23 protein-coding genes are annotated in these 14440 nt (G+C 37.6%); 19 read left to right on the forward strand and 4 right to left on the reverse strand.

Annotated features, from left to right (window positions below; genetic code table 11):
- The first annotated feature begins 28 nt into the window (after nt 1–28).
- The 6 genes from HNQ84_RS06380 (at nt 29) to HNQ84_RS06405 (ending at nt 2033) form a co-directional block, all read left to right on the forward strand.
- Entirely contained in the window at nt 29–169 is a 141-nt protein-coding gene (locus HNQ84_RS06380) for a hypothetical protein (RefSeq protein ID WP_183247884.1), read from the forward strand.
- A 47-nt stretch (nt 170–216) separates the two neighbouring features.
- Nucleotides 217–738, forward strand: coding sequence for a peroxiredoxin family protein (locus HNQ84_RS06385; RefSeq protein WP_435621550.1), 522 nt, complete (start codon nt 217–219; stop codon nt 736–738).
- Between the two features lie 81 nt (nt 739–819).
- Entirely contained in the window at nt 820–951 is a 132-nt protein-coding gene (locus tag HNQ84_RS06390) for an FbpB family small basic protein (protein WP_183247880.1), read from the forward strand.
- 34 nt (nt 952–985) lie between these two features.
- Nucleotides 986–1129: an acid-soluble spore protein N gene (locus HNQ84_RS06395; RefSeq protein WP_003396082.1), complete on the forward strand. Its 144-nt coding sequence runs from the start codon at nt 986–988 to the stop codon at nt 1127–1129.
- A 131-nt stretch (nt 1130–1260) separates the two neighbouring features.
- The gene (tlp, locus tag HNQ84_RS06400; RefSeq protein ID WP_435621551.1) at nt 1261–1488 is read left to right on the forward strand and encodes a small acid-soluble spore protein Tlp; all 228 of its coding nucleotides are present in this window, start codon (nt 1261–1263) and stop codon (nt 1486–1488) included.
- A gap of 125 nt (nt 1489–1613) precedes the next feature.
- A complete protein-coding gene (locus HNQ84_RS06405) occupies nt 1614–2033 on the forward strand; it encodes an acyl-CoA thioesterase (protein WP_435621552.1) in 420 nt (139 codons plus the stop codon).
- A gap of 18 nt (nt 2034–2051) precedes the next feature.
- Here the strand turns inward: HNQ84_RS06405 and HNQ84_RS06410 are convergent, their stop codons facing one another.
- The gene (locus HNQ84_RS06410; protein WP_435621553.1) at nt 2052–2339 is read right to left on the reverse strand and encodes a HesB/YadR/YfhF family protein; all 288 of its coding nucleotides are present in this window, start codon (nt 2337–2339) and stop codon (nt 2052–2054) included.
- A 165-nt stretch (nt 2340–2504) separates the two neighbouring features.
- On the opposite strand from HNQ84_RS06410, the gene HNQ84_RS06415 reads away from it, so the two are divergent.
- From HNQ84_RS06415 to HNQ84_RS06450, 8 genes are all read left to right on the forward strand, one after another.
- A complete protein-coding gene (locus tag HNQ84_RS06415) occupies nt 2505–2639 on the forward strand; it encodes a hypothetical protein (RefSeq protein WP_280790528.1) in 135 nt (44 codons plus the stop codon).
- Between the two features lie 22 nt (nt 2640–2661).
- On the forward strand, nt 2662–3600 hold the full coding sequence (locus HNQ84_RS06420) for a magnesium transporter CorA family protein (protein WP_055441294.1): 939 nt from the start codon (nt 2662–2664) through the stop codon (nt 3598–3600).
- A gap of 147 nt (nt 3601–3747) precedes the next feature.
- Entirely contained in the window at nt 3748–5184 is a 1437-nt protein-coding gene (locus HNQ84_RS06425) for an NAD(P)/FAD-dependent oxidoreductase (protein WP_435621554.1), read from the forward strand.
- A gap of 107 nt (nt 5185–5291) precedes the next feature.
- Nucleotides 5292–6284, forward strand: coding sequence for a biotin synthase BioB (bioB, locus tag HNQ84_RS06430; protein WP_435621645.1), 993 nt, complete (start codon nt 5292–5294; stop codon nt 6282–6284).
- Between the two features lie 82 nt (nt 6285–6366).
- Complete coding sequence (locus HNQ84_RS06435; protein WP_032101791.1) at nt 6367–6561, forward strand: YodN-related protein; 195 nt, start codon at nt 6367–6369, stop codon at nt 6559–6561.
- Nucleotides 6562–6793: 232 nt separating this feature from the next.
- Nucleotides 6794–6967, forward strand: a complete 174-nt coding sequence (locus tag HNQ84_RS06440) for a YozD family protein (protein ID WP_069201725.1) — start codon at nt 6794–6796, stop codon at nt 6965–6967.
- A 97-nt stretch (nt 6968–7064) separates the two neighbouring features.
- Complete coding sequence (locus tag HNQ84_RS06445) at nt 7065–7835, forward strand: sporulation protein (RefSeq protein WP_435621555.1); 771 nt, start codon at nt 7065–7067, stop codon at nt 7833–7835.
- Nucleotides 7836–7974: 139 nt separating this feature from the next.
- The gene (locus HNQ84_RS06450) at nt 7975–8298 is read left to right on the forward strand and encodes a hypothetical protein (RefSeq protein ID WP_183243367.1); all 324 of its coding nucleotides are present in this window, start codon (nt 7975–7977) and stop codon (nt 8296–8298) included.
- Between the two features lie 101 nt (nt 8299–8399).
- On the opposite strand, the gene HNQ84_RS06455 is transcribed toward HNQ84_RS06450, so the two are convergent.
- Nucleotides 8400–8525, reverse strand: a complete 126-nt coding sequence (locus HNQ84_RS06455) for a hypothetical protein (protein ID WP_281380392.1) — start codon at nt 8523–8525, stop codon at nt 8400–8402.
- An 81-nt stretch (nt 8526–8606) separates the two neighbouring features.
- On the opposite strand from HNQ84_RS06455, the gene HNQ84_RS06460 reads away from it, so the two are divergent.
- From HNQ84_RS06460 to HNQ84_RS06470, 3 genes are all read left to right on the forward strand, one after another.
- A complete protein-coding gene (locus HNQ84_RS06460; protein ID WP_183243366.1) occupies nt 8607–8969 on the forward strand; it encodes a hypothetical protein in 363 nt (120 codons plus the stop codon).
- 105 nt (nt 8970–9074) lie between these two features.
- Nucleotides 9075–9779, forward strand: coding sequence for a purine-nucleoside phosphorylase (deoD, locus tag HNQ84_RS06465; protein ID WP_435621556.1), 705 nt, complete (start codon nt 9075–9077; stop codon nt 9777–9779).
- A 74-nt stretch (nt 9780–9853) separates the two neighbouring features.
- Nucleotides 9854–10657: a M15 family metallopeptidase gene (locus HNQ84_RS06470; protein ID WP_183247864.1), complete on the forward strand. Its 804-nt coding sequence runs from the start codon at nt 9854–9856 to the stop codon at nt 10655–10657.
- A gap of 2 nt (nt 10658–10659) precedes the next feature.
- Here HNQ84_RS06470 and HNQ84_RS06475 read toward each other — a convergent pair whose 3' ends face one another.
- The gene (locus HNQ84_RS06475) at nt 10660–10992 is read right to left on the reverse strand and encodes a hypothetical protein (RefSeq protein ID WP_055441299.1); all 333 of its coding nucleotides are present in this window, start codon (nt 10990–10992) and stop codon (nt 10660–10662) included.
- Between the two features lie 80 nt (nt 10993–11072).
- Nucleotides 11073–12383 (reverse strand): Na+/H+ antiporter family protein, encoded by a 1311-nt coding sequence (locus HNQ84_RS06480; RefSeq protein WP_435621557.1) that lies wholly within the window; start codon nt 12381–12383, stop codon nt 11073–11075.
- Nucleotides 12384–12609: 226 nt separating this feature from the next.
- Between HNQ84_RS06480 and HNQ84_RS06485 the strand changes: the two genes are divergently transcribed.
- Both HNQ84_RS06485 and rarD read left to right on the forward strand, forming a co-directional pair.
- Nucleotides 12610–13488: a cation diffusion facilitator family transporter gene (locus tag HNQ84_RS06485; RefSeq protein ID WP_435621558.1), complete on the forward strand. Its 879-nt coding sequence runs from the start codon at nt 12610–12612 to the stop codon at nt 13486–13488.
- Nucleotides 13489–13509: 21 nt separating this feature from the next.
- The gene (gene rarD / locus HNQ84_RS06490) at nt 13510–14409 is read left to right on the forward strand and encodes an EamA family transporter RarD (protein WP_183243354.1); all 900 of its coding nucleotides are present in this window, start codon (nt 13510–13512) and stop codon (nt 14407–14409) included.
- The last annotated feature ends 31 nt before the right edge of the window (nt 14410–14440 follow it).

Consider the following 14440-nt stretch of genomic DNA (forward strand, 5'->3'; position numbering starts at 1 on the left):
TCGTGTACGAAAAGGAGGGTGTGAAACAATGGGACGAACAAAATTAGGAAACGCAAATGCACAACGAAACAATAACGCCAAGCAAAAAAATGACTTCAATAACGAATTTGCTTCATATGCTGAAGTGGAAGTAACAAAAATGAGCAATGAACACAAAAATATTCGATAAGGCGCACATGCGCCTTTTCTTATGAGATGATAAATAGAAGGGTAGGTATGTTGATGAAAAAGTGGTTTGCCATCATGGTTTTATTTAGTTTTTTTGCATATATGCTTTGGGAACATATGACGGAAAGACAAACGATAGAAACCGGTATTCATGTAGGAATGAAGGCTCCTGATTTTTCCTTACAAACAACCGACGGGAAAACGGTTCAACTTTCACAACTGCGCGGAAAAGCGGTTATTGTGAATTTTTGGGCGACGTGGTGTCCGCCGTGTCGTGCAGAAATGCCAGATATGCAAACATTTTATGAACGGTATGGTCAACAAGTAGAAATTTTAGCTGTAAATGTAATGGTGAGAGATTCACAAGAAAAGGTACGTGAGTTTATTAAAGATTACCGTTTAACGTTTCCAGTTGTATTAGATGTTGATGGCGATGTGATGAAACAATATGACATTCAACCAATTCCCACATCGTTTATTATCGACCACCAAGGAATTATTCGTGAAAAACAAATTGGTCCCATGTCATACGAACAAATGGTGCGATATGCAGAAAAATGGGGGAAATAGCCGAGGCAGTCGGCTATTTTTTGTATATTTTTCATTATGTTTGGAAAAGATAGAAAAAAACAAAAAGTAGGTGAATACGTGATGCGGAAAATAAGAAAACGAACATTTGCAGAGCTAGTACTGGAAAATAAGCGACAGTTATTGAATGATGTACGTGCATTAGAAAAATTGGAAGAGAAAATGGAATCACGCTGGCTTCATAAAGCAGAGTAATGTGGTCATACTACAGGGGAGAGGGGGGTGAAAAATGGGTAATCCAAAAAGTAATCAACAGCCATTTGTGCCGCAACATATTGGAACGAAACCGAGAGCAGCCGGCGGCAATAAAGGAAAGCAAATGCAAGATCAGTCTGGTCAACATCCACAAGTGATTCAAACGAAAGGGGAATAATAAGGGCGAATGTTCGCCCTTATTATAGTTTACATAATTTTTTTATGATAAACAAAATAATATGTATAACGTCAAAAAAAACGTACACGATAAAGGGTGTACATTTTTATTTTGATAAGGAGGATGATCAAATGAAGCCTAATCATGATGACCGTCGCGATAATGTAGAAAAGTTACAACACATGGTACAAAACACGATCGAAAATATTGAGAAGGCAGAAGAAACAATGGCATTCGCTAGTCCAGAGGAGCGTGAAAAAATTAGAGAAAAAAATCACCGTCGCGAAGAGGCAATTGAAGCGATGCGAGCGGAAATTAAAGATGAGGCAAAAGCGCGAGAAAATGGATATGAATTATAAAAGCCGCATACGTGCGGCTTTTTGTATGTCTTCTTTTGTTTCGTTATAAGTGTGGATTTTCTGCTTTCCTCATGTTTATGGTAAAATGGTGATAAAGTATCGTCATTTTGGAGAGTGAGAAAAATATGATCATTTCGCAAAAAGAGATTGAGGTTCGTTATGCAGAAACAGATCAAATGGGGATTGTCTATCATGCCAATTACTTAATTTGGCTAGAAATAGGACGAGCTCATTTTATTCAACAGCTTGGTTTTCAATATGCTGACATGGAGAAGCAGGGAATTGTGTCCCCAGTTATAGATTTACAAATCTCTTATAAAAAACCGTTACGATACGGAGAAACAGCCACAATCAAAACATGGGTGGAATCATATGATGGTATTCGAGTTATTTATGGGTATGAAGTATTAACCCCAACGAATGAAATCGCGGCAACAGCAACTTCGAAACATGTTTGTGTAACGAAAGAAACGTTTCAACCTGTTTTAATTAGAAAATATTTTCCTGATTGGCACGAAGCGTATGAACGCGCAAAAAAGAGATAAAAGCGGGAGAGCCCGCTTTTATCTATATATAAATACCGGTTCGTTTTGTTTTTCATCAAACTCAATATGTAAATCGTGACCATCAAAATACCACATATCGTTTTGTTCGATAAAAAAGATGATGCCCTCTTTTTCTAACGTTACGGCTACAGCGATTGGTTCTTCCTTATTCACTCCTAGAGAAAAGCCTTTTTGTACATTGCTACATCCACCATATCGAGCGAAAAAACGAACATAGTCCCCACGCTGTAATTGGAGTTCTTCTTTATACCACTGAAACGCTCGATCACACATGTATATGTTCATTATGTTCACCGTCCTTCACCAATGATTATAAAAGAACGAGAAGCATTTTTCTATTTTTGAATACTCGATTCAAGAAAAAATAAAAAAGGAACTATACAAATGGTGGCAAAACATGTATCATTAATCCGTAATGATTGTGAGAGCGAAAGGAGTGACAGTTCCGTTATGAGCAGGGCGAACACGAATGAACCAGAACCAGCAATAATAGGGGAAGTAGCTTCGTTTTTTGGCGCTGGAACGTACTGCTCACAAACGAAACAGGCGCTCCAACGACAAAAAAGTGGCGCTTACCTCTTGTAGAGAAGATAGGGGGAGTTACGCCATGATGAACATTTATTTATCAAATGATCAAGGAAAATTAGAGGAAATTCATGAGCTCAAAAACGGCTGTTGGGTAAACCTCGTTTCTCCAACAGAAAGTGAAATTCGCTATATCGCAGAGCATCTTAATATTCCGATTGACTCGATTAAAGATGCACTAGATGATGAAGAGCGATCACGCATCGAAAAAGAAGACAACCATGTGCTCATCATCGTTGACATTCCGATTATTACGTACGATGAGGGAAACATTCCAACATATGAAACCATTCCAATTGGAATGATTATTACAAACACCTGTTTTATTACTGTTTGTCTTCAAGAAAATCCAATTTTTGAGGAGTTTACAAAAAATAAGGTGAAGCATTTTTATACGTATATGAAAACGCGTTTTGCGTTACAAATGTTATATATGATTTCTACGTATTACTTAAGATACTTAAAGCAAATTAATCGAAAAACAAGCGAAATTGAAAAACAGCTGCATCAATCGATGCAAAATAAAGAGTTGTTTTCTTTACTCAGTTTAGAAAAGAGTCTCGTTTATTTTACGACATCATTAAAAGCAAATAATATCGTGATGGAACGGTTACTTCGTTTAAATTATTTGCGGATGTATGAAGATGACCAAGAATTGCTAGAAGATGTCATTATTGAAAATAAGCAAGCTATTGAGATGACAGAAGTATATAGTAGCATTTTAAGTGGGATGATGGATGCATTCGCTTCCGTCATTTCAAATAATTTAAACATTGTTATGAAATTTTTAGCTGCAATTACAATTGTCATCTCCTTCCCAACGATGGTGACAAGCTTTTATGGGATGAATGTTCCGATCCCATATCAAGATAAGCCGTATGCGTATTTAGTTGCTTTAAGTATTTCTTTCGTTCTTTCGAGTATTACGGCGTTTGTTTTTTGGAAGAAACGTTATTTTTAAAAGGACGGTATGTACCGTTCTTTTTTTGTGTCTTAAATAAAAACGAACATTATATAAAAAATAAATTAAAAAAGATCGTTTTTTATTGACTGTTTGTGTGCTATTTAGTATATTAACATTCGGAAAATGGAAGGTGAGGGATGAATGGTGAACAATCGTTACGATGTGATAGTTGTTGGAGCAGGTCCAACGGGAATTTTTACTTGTTATGAATTAACATTAAAACTACCAGGAGCACGTGTGTTACTAGTTGATAAAGGGCACGATATTTATAGACGAAATTGTCCAATTTTGCAGAAGAAAATTGAAAAATGTCCGCCACCGGTTGGAAAAAAAGATTACGCAGGTTGTTTACCTGCTTGTTCGATTACAAATGGATTTGGAGGAGCAGGGGCTTATTCAGATGGTAAGTTTAACATTACGAGCGAGTTCGGTGGATGGATGACAGATTATTTGCCTGATTCGACGGTGTTACAACTTATTCGCTACGTGGACGAAATCAACTTGAAGCATGGTGCTACGCATACGTTGACTGATCCGCTTACAGATGAAGTGAGAGAAATTGAAAAGCGCGCTTATGCAGCTGGATTAAAATTGTTACGCGCACAAGTTCGTCATCTTGGTACAGAACAAAATTTAGAGATTTTAAAGAGCATATACGAATATTTGCGTACACACATTGATATGATGTTTAAAGAAGAAGTGAGCGATATTTTGACGGAAAAAATAGATGGTACAAGTCGTGTGAAAGGAATTCAATTAAAAAACGGAGATATGCTCTATGCTGATCGTGTCGTCATCGCCCCAGGACGTGATGGCTCAGCTTGGTTAACGAATATATTGAAACGACGTGGATTGAAAATGATCAACAATCAAGTTGATATTGGTGTACGTGTCGAAACATCTAACGTCGTTATGGAGGAAATTAACACACATTTGTACGAAGGGAAGTTCATTTTTAATACATCCGTCGGGACACAAGTTCGGACGTTTTGCAGTAACCCTTCTGGTCATGTTGTTGTTGAAAACCATTCTGGCATTATGCTTGCAAACGGTCATGCGTATAAAGATCCGAAACTAGGAAGCAATAATACAAACTTTGCGCTTCTCGTTTCTCATAAATTTTCAGATCCGTTTGATCAACCGAACGAATACGCTCATCAAATTTCTCGCTTAGCCAATGCATTATCTAACGGTGGTATTATTGTGCAAAAATACGGAGATATTTTAAAAGGTAGACGCTCAACAGAAAAACGGATTAAAGAAGGATTCATCGAACCAACGTTAAAGGAAGCGGTTCCAGGAGATTTAGGTCTCGTTCTTCCTTACAATACGATGAAAAGTTTAATTGAGATGACAGAAGCATTGAACTATGTCACCCCAGGTATTGCGTCAGAACATACACTTTTTTACGGGGTAGAAGCAAAATTTTATTCTGCCCGTCCAAAGTTAAGTGAACGTTTTGAAACGGAAATTACAGGACTATACGTTGGGGGAGACGGTGCAGGAATTACACGCGGTCTGGCGCAAGCGGGGGCATGCGGGGTATGGATTGCGCGACATATTGTAGAAACGTATAGCTAGCGAGCTAGTCTCGCTAGCTTTTCTTTTGTTAACATATATAAAAATAATGTTGACATAAATTTATTGATCGAATACGATTATTGGTAATTAGAAGTAAAAGGGGGAGAATAATGGATTGGTTATCGTTAGCAGATCGTGTATTAGATGGGGGAGAAATTACAGACAATGAGGCACTTGCTATATTAAATTGCCCCGATGATGAGCTGTTACTATTACTTCAAGGCGCTTATCGCATTCGGAAAACGTATTACGGAAATAAAGTGAAATTAAATATGATTATGAATGCAAAGTCGGGATTATGCCCTGAAAATTGTGGATACTGTTCCCAATCTTCTATATCAACTGCTTCAGTTCCGACATATAAAATGGTAAATAAAGATACGATTTTACAAGGAGCCAAGCGAGCGTATGAAGCGAAAATAGGAACATACTGCATTGTTGCAAGTGGAAGAGGTCCGAGCGATAAAGAAATTGATATTGTTGCATCTGCAGTGAAAGAAATTAAAGAAATGTATGGTTTAAAAGTATGTGCGTGTCTAGGAATATTAAAGCCAGAACAAGCGTTGCGCTTAAAGGAGGCGGGTGTCGATCGCTATAACCATAACATTAACACATCTAAAGAACATCATCCTCGCATTACGACTTCCCATACATACGATGACCGGGTACGTACGGTAGAAACGGTCAAGGAAGTAGGGATGTCCCCATGTTCAGGTGTGATCATCGGTATGAAAGAAACAAAACAAGATGTAATTGCTATGGCGAGGAGTTTAAAAGCGCTAGATGCGGATTCGATCCCTGTAAACTTTCTTCATGCGATTGATGGAACGCCGTTAGAGGGGACAAACGAATTACATCCGCGCTACTGTTTAAAAGTGTTGGCATTATTTCGATACACTAACCCTACGAAAGAAATTCGTATTTCTGGAGGCAGGGAAGTAAACTTACGTAGCTTACAACCACTTGGTTTGTATGCTGCGAACTCCATCTTTGTTGGTGATTACTTAACGACTGCCGGACAAGAAAAACACGCTGATTTTCAAATGCTCGAAGATTTAGGATTTGAAATTGACTTTGCTCCAGCATCTTATGCGAGATAAAAAAAGCCGACGTTGTGTCGGCTTTTTTATCTATACATATAATATTACTAATTACGATGCTCAACATTGGAGTGAAGTTCATGTGATATCACGAAAATTTGAAAATGAGCGATTGCGGCGAAAACAAGAAGAAAAAGAGATTATTGACGGTTTATTAGATATTTACAACGACTATAAATGGTTGTATGAATGGTTTGGTGACGAACGGTATGAACAGATGATGAAGCAAGTCGTTGGACAACTAAAAAAGTTTACTCAACGGAAACGACGCGAATAACGCTATATACATTGCCATAACAAATATATGAAATATGGAATACAAAAAAAGAATACGATGCAAAATAATGCATTCGTGATCGTTTCCATCCATTGATCAATTCGTTCGTCCATAAGCTTGTCCTCCGTTCCTTTTTACTTTCAACGTATGTGCACATAGCAGCAAATATACATAAAAACGGATGACATAAATGAATCATTTTTTCATAACATAATACAAAGGGGGCGATGTTGTGAAAGAAATTGAAGTCGTTATTGATACGGAAGAAATTGCGGAGTTCTTTTACAATGAACTTGTTCGGCGAGGCTTTGTCCCAACAGAGCGTGAAATTGAGGAAATGGCAGATATTATGTTTGATTATTTGATCGAAAAATGTATTATTGATGAAGAAATAATTGATGAATAAAACGGCGGTTGTTCCGTCGTTTTTTATTTGAAAGTTGAAACATTTTTCTTTTTTATTCGTAAAACATGTAGAATGAAAAATAATGGGAGGTTGTTTTATGGGACTATTTAATAAAGTTTTAGCAAGTATTGGTATCGGGGCAGCAAAGGTGGATACGAAGTTACACGAGTCACAATTATCACTTGGTGAACGCATCACGGGAGTTGTGGAGGTGACAGGAGGAAATATAGACCAACAAATTGATGATATATATTTGTCTCTTTGTGCTACATATACAAAAGAGGTAGATGATCGAAAAGTAACGAAACAAGCAATCATTGAAAAGTGGAAAATTGCCCAGTCTTTTGTTATTCACGCCGGGGAAAAGAAACAATTTCCGTTTTCTTTTTCTCTTCCACTTGATACGCCCATTACAGTCGGAAGAACGAGAGTATGGTTACACACAGGACTTGACATAAAAAATGCGATCGATCCAACAGATGAAGATTATATTCGCGTTCAACCAACTACAGTCATGAATGCAGTATTTCAAGTGATGGAAAACTTAGGATTCCGTTTAAAAGAAGCCGAGTGCAAAGAGGCCGCTTATCATGTTCGTAAACGACTTCCATTTGTTCAAGAGTTTGAATTTGTACCGATTAGTGGTGAATTTCGTGGAAAGCTTGATGAAGTGGAAATCATCTTTTTCCCACATGCACTAGGTGAATGTGAATTGCTTATGCAAGTCGATCGACGGGCTCGTGGGTTAACTGGATTATTTGCAGAGGCACTTGATTTAGATGAAACATTTATCCGCGTCACCATTCATGAGCAGCATATTCAAACATTACAAGCAGATCTTGCTTCCTTGATTCGACGATATGCTTAAAAGATTGGGAGCTCCCAATCTTTCTTTTTTGCGTAGAAATGTCGGAAGATTATATATATTCGACAAAAATAGTAAAAAAATGCAAAAGGAATCGACAAAACGAATCACTAATATGTTACGTAATGAAGAAAGGGAGTGGATGTTAGTGATTCGAATGTTTATGGGGAAAATATTAAAACCCACACAATGTTATGACGTAACGTTATTTCAAACTCCGCAATTTGGTCAAACAAAAGGATATCGACAAGTGTATCGACTGACGGTGGATGGGGAAGATCATGATGATGTATTGGCTGAAGTTTATCGCATGTTTAACGTCCCTGATTTAGTACCGAAAGATTATGAGGCGCGTTATGTTGGGACAGGTGACATTTTACTCATTGATGAAGGAAAGTACGGTCAATTTTTTTATCGTTTAAGTCCGGATGGATGGGAACGCATTCATCGCATGCATGTACGTTAAAAAATGTCTTTAAATGTTCACAAAATTGTGCTATATTGTATATAGACAATTAGCACAAGGTTAGAGTATCATAAAAAATTCCCCTTGTGCATGCAAGGGGATTATCTTTTTCGTCTATCAGCATTGTACTCTTTATCGTGTGCTTCAGCTTCAGCGATTAACGTTTCTTTTGGAACATGATTGTTTTTCTTCGGGCTATTGATGCGGTTGCGATGTTTTTTTCCCAATCGTAATCCTCCTTTACATGTAGTGACATCCATTAATATCGACAGGCTCATAAAAAATATACACATGGGGTGGGAAAAGCGATGTTTGCGTTCATCATTTCTTCGATTGTCGGCATTATTGCGATTTTTTGTTCATTGTTTATTAAGTTCGAGTTAGAGCGATTTATTGGAAGAAGAAAGAAAATTTTTTTACTCCATTTTGCAAACATTAGCATCACTAACGTTGTAATTGCAAGCGCTTACTATGTATTTAGTGGGATGTTCGAAACGAATGCACATCCATTTTACCTCATTTATTTAGCGTCTTTGGAAGCAATGTTACCGATTTATGTTGTTTGTTATTTAATATATGAGCATTACGAACAAGCGAAGAAAAAATATGTCGTAAGTGAAGATAAAAAAGTTTTATATGTAAAACCAAAGTATTTTCGGAAAATATCGTAACGAGGGGACTCCCCTCTTTTTTTATACATGAAAAACAAAGCTTTAGCGAAACATACAAGTGTGGTATAGTATATATGCAACGGTAAAGGTTAAAGGAGGATGTATATGAGCGTTCATATTGGTGCAAAAGAACATGAAATTGCGGATAAAATTTTACTTCCAGGAGATCCACTTCGCGCAAAGTATATTGCCGAGACGTTTTTAGAAGGAGCTACTTGCTATAATCAAGTTCGTGGTATGTTAGGATTTACAGGTACATATAAAGGACATCGAATTTCTGTTCAAGGGACAGGTATGGGAGTTCCGTCTATCTCTATCTATGTTACAGAATTGATGCAAAGTTATAACGTTCAAACATTAATTCGCGTTGGAACGTGCGGTGCGATTCAAAAAGATGTAAAAGTCCGAGACGTCATTTTAGCAATGGCATCTTCAACCGACTCACAAATAAATCGTATGACGTTCGGGGGAATTGATTACGCTCCAACGGCTAACTTCGACTTGTTGAAAACAGCATATGAAATTGGAAAAGAAAAAGGGTTGCAACTAAAAATTGGAAGTGTATTTACAGCTGACATGTTTTATAATGAAAATGCACAATTTGAAAAACTGGCACGTTACGGTGTACTCGCTGTAGAAATGGAAACGACAGCTCTTTACACGTTAGCTGCCAAGTTTGGTAGAAAAGCGTTATCTGTCCTAACGGTGAGCGATCACATTTTAACAGGGGAAGAAACAACGGCTGAAGAGCGTCAAACGACATTTAATGAAATGATCGAAGTCGCACTTGAAACAGCGATTCGTCAATAAGATTCGTCAATAAAAAATGAAAGCTCTTGCGGAAGGCACTCCGCGGAGCTTTCTTCTATTCGTGAGGGAGAAAAATGAAAAAATGGATATGTTGCTGTTTAATTATAGTTAGTGGATGTCAACCATTTGGATCACTTGAGCAAGAACAACAACCGTCTAAGCCCCCCGTACAAGTTGAAGAGCCATCTTCTAAAACACCGATACCATCTTCTGAAACGAAGGAACAAGAAGAGCTTGTACTTGAAGAACGATTTTGGAATCAAATCGAAGTACAAAATGGGGTAAAAGTCATCATGAATCCAGATAATGTGCTAGCTTTAGTAAATAAAGAACAGCAATTACCAGCTGACTACAAACCAGCTGATTTAGTCATTCCAAACGTTCCGTTTACGTTTAAAGAAACGAATATCGAAAAACGCCACATGCGTTCGGAAGCTGCCAAGGCATTAGAAGAGCTATTTACAGCAGCGAAACAACAACAAATTGAGCTGTATGCTGTATCAGGATATCGTTCATATGAGCGGCAACAACAACTATTCGCATCCGAAGTTCAACGATTAGGGGAAGAGAAAGCAGTTGTTGCCGTCGCGATGCCCGGAAAAAGTGAACATCAAACAGGACTAGCGATCGATATTACAAGTCCAAATGTTCAATATGCCATTACACCCGCATTTGGTGACACACCGGAGGGACAGTGGGTAGCTCAACATGCACATGAGTTTGGTTTTATTATTCGCTATCCGAAAGGAAAGGAGCATATTACGAAATATCAATACGAACCTTGGCATTTGCGTTATGTTGGTAAAAAAGTGGCCAAAGTCATTTATGAGAAACAAATTACGTTGGAAGAATATTTTCAAATCGTAAAGAAAATATAAGTTTACACACATTTAAATACGCGATATTTTTCGAATACAAGGGCCAGTTTTCTAGAGATGTATATATATAATTCCGATCGATACACGGCGATTAGTGCTTGACGGAAATGCATTTGTTTAACAAATAAATCAATTTGTTGTTTGGCGTATTTTATCGCTTGATGTTGTGAAATCATTTGTTTTTTTATAATTTTTAATTCGATTTCTTTCAATAATGACAATGAAAAGCGAAGGATCGTTGCCTCTGTTTGATCGATAAATTGCGAAATCATCGTTCTCATTCCCCCTTCGTGCATATTTACAATTTTGAAATATACTTTACAATACATTAACATATTTTATTTAAAAAAAATGTCGGAATGTGCGGTGAATTTTCGACAAAAAAGGGAGCCACTGTGTGAAAGTGGCTCCCTTTTTATAACACAATCGCTGCAATCCATGCGAAAATAATGACAGGAATGTTGTAATGAATAAATGTTGGGACACATGTATCCCAAATGTGATGATGTTGACCGTCAACGTTCAAGCCTGATGTTGGACCAAGCGTGCTATCGGAGGCAGGTGATCCAGCATCACCAAGTGCACCAGCCGCACCAATAATTGCAATTGTTGCCATTGGGCTAAGTCCAAGCTTCATACAGAGTGGAACGAAAATTGTTGCGATAATCGGAACAGTAGAAAAAGAAGACCCAATTCCCATTGTGATCAGTAGTCCGACAATTAACATAAGCAATGCGCCAAGCGTTGCGTTATGGCCAATAAGTGAAGCGGCTTGTTCAACGAGTTTCTCAATGTGGCCAGTTTGTTTTAATACATTGGCGAAGCCTGAGGCGCTTAACATCACAAACCCAATGAACGCCATCATGCGCATACCTTCTGTTAATAGACGATCGCTCTCTGCTAAACGAATGCATCCGCTTAAATAAATGACGACGATTCCTGCAAATGCTCCAAAAATCATGGAATCGAGAGCAAGTTGTACGGTTAAAGCGATGATGACAGCAATAATCGCAAACCACACTCCGCGTTGTTGGAACGATTGAGTACCTTCACTTTCTAATTTTACTTGTTTATATGTGCGCGGTTTTCGATATGTGAAAAAAGCAAGGAGTAAACCAACGATCATTCCAAGTGAAGGTAAAAACATCGCTTTTGGAATATCTGATTTTGCAACGGCTAATCCACCTTGAGCCATATTTGATTGTACAATGTCATGAAAAATGGCTCCAAATCCGGTAGGTAGCCACATATAAGGCGTAATTAAGCCGAATGTAATGATTGATGCTACTAACCGACGATCCACTTGCAATTCATTTAAGACGTGCAAAAGTGGTGGAATCAAAATGGGAATAAATGCAATATGGATTGGGATTAAGTTTTGTGAAAAACAAGACATTAATAAAATGACAAGAAGAACAAGTGTTTTGGAATATTGTGTCCTTTTTTCTTCCCCTTGTTTTCCAACGATTTTTATAATGATATGAACAATGGCGTTCGGTAATCCTGTTTTCGAAATAGCAATAGCAAACCCACCTAACAAAGCATAACTTAAAGCGACTTCTGCGCTATTCCCCAATCCTTCTGAAAACACTTCAACTGTTTTAGAAAGGCTAAGATTTCCGATCCATCCTCCTACTAATGATGCGATTAGTAATGAAAATACAACGTTCATTCGTATTAAACTAAGAATGAGCATGACGAGTACTGAGACGACAACAGCATTCATGATGTGACCTCCACAAAATACTTTAGTTTGATAAATTGGTAGAGTGATGAAACACTAAACAATCTATCACATTTACCAATCAGCCGTCAACAATAAATTTGGTTAAACGCAATGTTATTGCATGTTCCCTAATGTTCTTCAATGAACCAATTTTGTTGCTATAGACCCACACAACATACGCCTGATACAATGTTAAAGCAAAAATGTTCAAGAAGTTGGTGAATATATGATGCAAATGAAACCAGAATTAGGGGCATGGGTAAGTATTGGCTCTTACATTGTTTTATCTTTAGCGAAGTTGTACGTCGGATATGTGTCAAACTCTGAAGCATTAAAAGCAGATGGATGGAATAACTTTACTGATATTCTTGGTTCGATTGCTATTTTAATTGGGTTGCTCATTGCGAAAAAACCGCGCGATGACAACCATCCGTACGGTCATTCACGCGCAGAACATATTTCGTCTTTAATTGCAGCATTTATTATGATGTCTATCGGTGTTGATGTGTTAATAAATGCAGCGCAAACATTGAAAGATAGAGAGTATGTTCAACCAGATTGGACAGCAGTATGGACAGCAGGTGCTTCCGCTATATTTATGTTTTTCGTATATATGTTTAATAAACGTTTAGCAATGGTGACAAATAGTCAGGCACTTGCTGCTGCAGCTAAAGATCATTTATCTGACGTGCTTGTTAGTGTAGGAACCGTCGTCGGTGTGGTTGGCGCTCAGTTACATATGCGTTGGCTTGACCCTGTTACTGCTTTTGTTATTGGATTTATGATTTGCAAGACAGCATGGGATATTTTTAGAGAAGCCTCCCATACGTTGACGGACGGTTTTGATGATGAAATGTTAAGGCGATATAAACAGGAAATTGAGCGTATTGACGGTGTGAAAAAAGTGGTTGATATTAAGGGAAGAATGTATGGCAATGAAGTAGTCATAGATGTTACTATTTGTGTTGCCCCGTATTTAAGTGTTGTAACAAGTCATGACATTTCCGATCAAGTGGAGCGTTTGCTTGAACAAAAATATGGTGTTGTTTATGCCCATGTGCATATCGAGCCATATGAACAAGACCATGTTTTTCGCGGGGAGTGAGATGAAGAAGGGAGTTGCAAAATGGAAAATAAAAAACTTGGCATGATTTATGCGTTGCTTGCTTATGTGTTGTGGGGGATATTGCCTTTATATTGGAAATTACTGCAACAGATCGGGGCAGAGGAGATTTTATCTTATCGCATTATTGCTTCCTTTTTGTTTATGATTGCGTTGTTACTTATTCAAAAAAGCTGGCCTACATTTTTGCATACATGTCGATTGTTATGGCAAGAAAAAAAACAGGCATTGGCTTTAATTATTGCATCATTTCTCATTAGTACGAATTGGTTTATTTACATATGGGCTGTCAATCATGATCATATGGTTGAAGCGAGTTTAGGATATTATATGAATCCATTGTTAAACGTATTATTAGGTGTCGTTGTATTAAAAGAACGTCTCTATAAATGGCAAGTCGTATCGTTTATTTTAGCAGCTCTTGGGGTTGTGGTTATGACGATTGAATATGGGAAAATTCCATGGGTTGCACTTTCACTTGCATGTAGCTTTTCGTTGTATAGTCTTGTGAAAAAGATTATTTCTGTTCATGCAACTATTGGCTTAACTGTTGAGACGATGCTTGCCACCCCTTTGGCGTTCATGTTTATTATTCATTCGTTTGGGCAGTCGCACGATGTATCTTTTTCATTTGCAACGATGCTATTACTTATGGGAGCTGGACCAGCCACCGCATTACCTCTTCTATATTTTGCTAAAGGAGCGCAACATATTTCACTGACTCTTTTAGGATTTTTACAATATATCTCGCCAACATTAAGTTTACTGCTTGGAGTGTTTTTATTTCATGAGCCGTTTACAAATGCTCATATATATGCATTTAGCTGCATTTGGACTGCGTTGATTTTATTTTCAATTTCTAGTACGTGGGAAAAACGAAGAGAAAAGTCATTAAACATGTAGCGCCTGTCTTGTGAACAGGCGTTTTTTTTCA

Origin of the sequence: Anoxybacillus eryuanensis, assembly GCF_051200995.1 — a bacterium.
GTDB lineage: Bacteria > Bacillota > Bacilli > Bacillales > Anoxybacillaceae > Anoxybacillus > Anoxybacillus tengchongensis.